Here is a 4254-nt window from a genome sequence, read left to right as displayed (position 1 = left end):
GTTCCAACAGTTGTAAATACAGGCGGGTTTCCATAACGCATGCGCACTAGGTTTTTAAGCATCTGGCTGTCTCTGGCCACAGCCATCTGGTCAATAAAGTTGCTTTGCCATTTTTCGTTCCAATTCAGAGTTTGGCAGCCGGACAGCATCAAAGCAACTGACATTGTGGCTGCAAATAAAAGAAAGGAACTAATTCTACGGTTTTTGGACATGGTTATAGCTCACACTTTTAAAAATCCAAGACCTATTTGGATGGAAAAACCAGCGAAGACCGTCAGCCCAGGTTTATCCTGTATTTTCCGGGGCCGGAAATCATCAACACCACGTAGACGAAAAGATATTCAATCGCGTGTGAAGCCCCCTGCCATCCCGCAGCAGGTGACTCCTCCGGAAGATACAGGTGAAAGAGAACCGCTACGATCATGTTAACGGATAGAAGAAAAGTCGCAGGCATAAAGAAAATTCCCGCGATTATAAAAACCGAGCAGAAAGACTCGGCAAAAGCCGCCATAAAGCCCCAGAAAACCGGATAAAAATCAATTCCGAAGGTCTGCAGTGACCCCCCAACTTTAGCCCATCTTTCGGGACCCCCAATCAGCTTTCCATAGCCGTGAAAAATAAGCATCGAGAAGCCAAAGCCCACTCTGAGCAGAAAAATTCCTAAATCCCAGTCCCTGTCTCTGCCGTAACTTAACATGCTTTATACTCTATACTAATAGGACCTGTTAGACAAGGTCTCTCGTGGTAAATTGTACCAAGCGGTCCTATCAAACAAGATCTTCCCCGCCGTCAACCCCTATTACGTTACCCGTGATCCAGGAGGCTTCGTCGAGAGAGAGAAGTGCGATGGCTTTTGCCACGTCTTCCGGTGTCGTCAGTCTTCCTGAAGGGTTTGCCCCGAGAGCGTGGTCAAGGAGCTTGTCGTTTCCCGGGATCTTTCTCAGCGCGGGAGTGTCCGTTACTCCGGCCATTATTGAGTTCGCGGTAATACCGCTTGGAGCGAGTTCAACGGCAAGCTGCCGTATGTGGGCCTCTATGGCAGCCTTGGCGGCCGATACCGCGCCGTAAGTAGGCCATACCCTGTGACTCCCCGAACTCGTCATGGCGAATATTCTCCCGCCCTCGCCCATTATTCCTTCCATAACAAGATCCTGGGCCCAGTAAACGATGCTGTGGGCCATCACGTCTAGAGTCATGTCAATGTTCTTGCTGTTAAGAACGTCTCTGCGTTCATCCGCAACGTAGCGCTTTAGCGTCCCGAAGGCAACGGAATGTATCATCACCTTTACCTGGGAGCCATCCTGCTGCACCACGTCCTTTATATCCCCAATGACCTCCTGTCTTTTCTCCGCGTCGGCCACGTTTACGTTATAGAACTTCACTTCGCTTCCCGTAGCTTTTATCTCCTCAATTATGCTCTCCACTTTCGCCATCGTGCCCCTGCGGTCAAGGTGGACGCCGAAAATATTCATTCCCCGGCGCGCAAGCTCAAGACTGCAGGCCTCCCCGAAACCGCTTGAAGAACCGAGCACCAGAGCCCAGTTGCCTTTAATAGAATTCTCAAACAATCTATGCTACCTCTCTAGATATCGAATTTAGGAAGTGGAATCGTACACGATTTCCCCTCCTTTTTCTAAACCCGACGGATCACTATAATCCCTCGTCCGTCTCCTTGCCGGAAGAAACCGCGTATCCCGAGAGTTCGGACCTCTCCGAAAAATCTGGGGGAAGTTCTTTCGAGGTCTTTATTCCTAACTCCTTGAGATCCAAGGCTCTTTTCACGAGGTTGCCCTTGCCGTCGCGAAGACTGCTCATCGCTTTCTGATAAGCCTGATCGGACTGCTCTATGCGCTTTCCGATTTCTTCAAGATGCTCAGTGAAAGTCACGAACTTGTCGTACATCCTACCGGCGCTCTCGGCTATTTCCCTGGCGTTTGCGTTCTGATACTCAAACTGCCAGATGCTGTGTATTGTTCTAAGCGTCGCGAGAAGAGTCGAGGGGCAGACAATTATAACGTTTTTCTCGAAAGCCTCAGAGTAAAGATCCCTCTCGGTCTCTATGGCCAGCATGAAAGCGGATTCAAGCGGAACGAACATCAAAACGTAGTTAAGGCTCGTGATTCCGGAAATACCCTGGTATCCCTTGGAACTGAGTTCCTTTATGTGGTTTCGAAACGAGAGAATATGCTGCCTGAGGTAATCCCCCTTCTCCTCTTCATTCTCGCAGGACATGTATCTCTCATAAGCGGTGAGTGAGACCTTAGAATCGATCACAACGTCTTTTCCCTCGGGAAGATGTACTATCACGTCGGGTCGGAGGGTATTGCCGTTGTCCCCCTTGTAGCTCGGCTGTGAGTGATACTCCCTGCCCTCGGACAGGCCAGACATCTCAAGGGCCCTCTCAAGCACTATCTCCCCCCAGGCACCCTGGGTCTGTGACTCTCCCTTGAGGGCGGTGGTGAGATTAACAGCTTCGCGGCTCATCTGCTCGCCCAGGTTCTTGAGGTTCTCTATGTGGGCTTTTAGGGAAGCCATGTCACTGCTCGCATCCTTGTGGGTATCGGTGACCTTTTTCTCGAAATCCTTTATCTGCTCTCGGAGGGGGTTCAGCAGGGTCTCCATATCCGTCTTGTTCTTATCGGTGAATTTTTTGGTCGTATCCTCAAAAATCCTGTTTCCGAGGTTCTCAAACTCATCTCCGAGTCTTTTTTTCGCTTCATCCAGAATGGACAGCTTTTCCTCGAAACCCTTTCTTTCCTGCTCTATGGTGGTACTGAGTCTTGAGAGAAGACTTTCTTTTTCGGTAACCTGGGAAGTGAGTTCCCTCACCTGCCTTTCGAACCCGGAAATCCTGGAATCACGGTCCGCAATTGCAGCTTCCTTCTCCTTTACGCTGGACTCAAGAGAGGCTTTCTCGGCGTTAAGAACACTTGTAGCCTCGACCGATTCCTTAAGCTCCCCTTCAAGCAGCACACCTCTGCTCTTTGACTCTTCCAGTTCGGTTCTTATAATGGACAGCTCCGTTTCGGCTGATTCGCGCCGACCCCTTTCTCTGGTCAGGTAGTAGAACAATGCGAGGGCGACAATCGCCATCGCTCCCAGATGGGTAAGCAGATCGGAGATATCCATAACACGGTTATTATAAACGATAAAAGGAGTTGCGGGGAACGATCCTAGGAAGGTCTTATACCCGCAGAAGCGGAAGAACCTCTGGCAACCGAATATAACGCTTGAGAAAATTGTGTGTTGTATCGAGAATTTTCAAACCTCGCAGTAAGCCTCACGGTCGGTTAGTACTCATCAGCTTAATCCCTCACAGGACTTACACCTTGAGCCTATCAACCTCGTAATCTTCAAGGGACCTTTAGGAACTTACGTTCGGGAGATCTAATCTTGAGGCAGGTTTCCCGCTTAGATGCTTTCAGCGGTTATCCTTTCCGAGCATAGCTACCCAGCACTGCCGTTGGCACGACAACTGGTACACTAGAGGCTCGTCCACTCAGGTCCTCTCGTACTATGAGCAGATCCTCTCAAATCTCCTTCGCCCGCTACAGATAGGGACCGAACTGTCTCACGACGTTCTAAACCCAGCTCGCGTACCGCTTTAATGGGCGAACAGCCCAACCCTTGGGACCTTCTCCAGCCCCAGGATGCGATGAGCCGACATCGAGGTACCAAACCTCCCCGTCGATGTGAACTCTTGGGGGAGATAAGTCTGTTATCCCCGGCGTACCTTTTATCCGTTGATCGATGGCCTTTCCACACAGAACCACCGGGTCACTAAGACCTGCTTTCGCACCTGCTCGACCTGTCAGTCTCACAGTCAAGCTCCCTTATGCCTTTGCACTCTGCGCTTGGTTTCCAATCAAGCTGAGGGAACCTTTGCACACCTCCGTTACCTTTTAGGAGGTGACCGCCCCAGTCAAACTACCCGCCTAACATTGTCCTTGATCCGGATAACGGACCTAAGTTAGAATTTCAGAACTACAAGGGTGGTATTTCACCATTGCCTCCACTCCGCCCTGAAGCGAAGTTTCACAGGCTCCCACCTATCCTACGCATGCAGCACCAAAACTCAATGCTAAGTTATAGTAAAGGTGCACGGGGTCTTTCCGTCCCGTAGCGGGTATCCGGCGTCTTCACCGGAACCACAATTTCGCTGAGTCTTTGGCCGAGACAGTGCGGCAATCGTTACTCCTTTCATGCAGGTCGGAACTTACCCGACAAGGAATTTCGCTACCTTAGGACCGTTAT

Annotated in this window: 3 protein-coding genes and 1 rRNA gene; all 4 read right to left on the bottom strand. The window is 50.4% G+C overall.

Features of this window, described 5'->3' with window-relative positions; all coding sequences use genetic code 11:
• Window positions 1-274: 274 nt before the first annotated feature.
• Window positions 275-697 carry a DoxX family protein gene (locus tag F4Z13_07455; GenBank protein ID MXZ49058.1) on the bottom strand — a complete coding sequence of 141 codons (423 nt, stop codon included), beginning with the start codon at window positions 695-697 and terminating at the stop codon, window positions 275-277.
• A 70-nt stretch (window positions 698-767) separates the two neighbouring features.
• A complete protein-coding gene (locus tag F4Z13_07450; protein ID MXZ49057.1) occupies window positions 768-1535 on the bottom strand; it encodes an SDR family oxidoreductase in 768 nt (255 codons plus the stop codon).
• Between the two features lie 115 nt (window positions 1536-1650).
• Entirely contained in the window at window positions 1651-3129 is a 1479-nt protein-coding gene (gene rmuC, locus F4Z13_07445; GenBank protein MXZ49056.1) for a DNA recombination protein RmuC, read from the bottom strand.
• A 142-nt stretch (window positions 3130-3271) separates the two neighbouring features.
• A 23S ribosomal RNA gene (locus F4Z13_07440) occupies window positions 3272-4254 on the bottom strand; the annotation flags it as partial.

It is taken from the genome of Candidatus Dadabacteria bacterium (assembly GCA_009837205.1).
Lineage (GTDB): Bacteria > Desulfobacterota_D > UBA1144 > Nemesobacterales > Nemesobacteraceae > Nemesobacter.
Note: the sequence above shows the minus strand (reverse complement) of the source record. Positions and strands in the feature narration are given on the sequence as shown.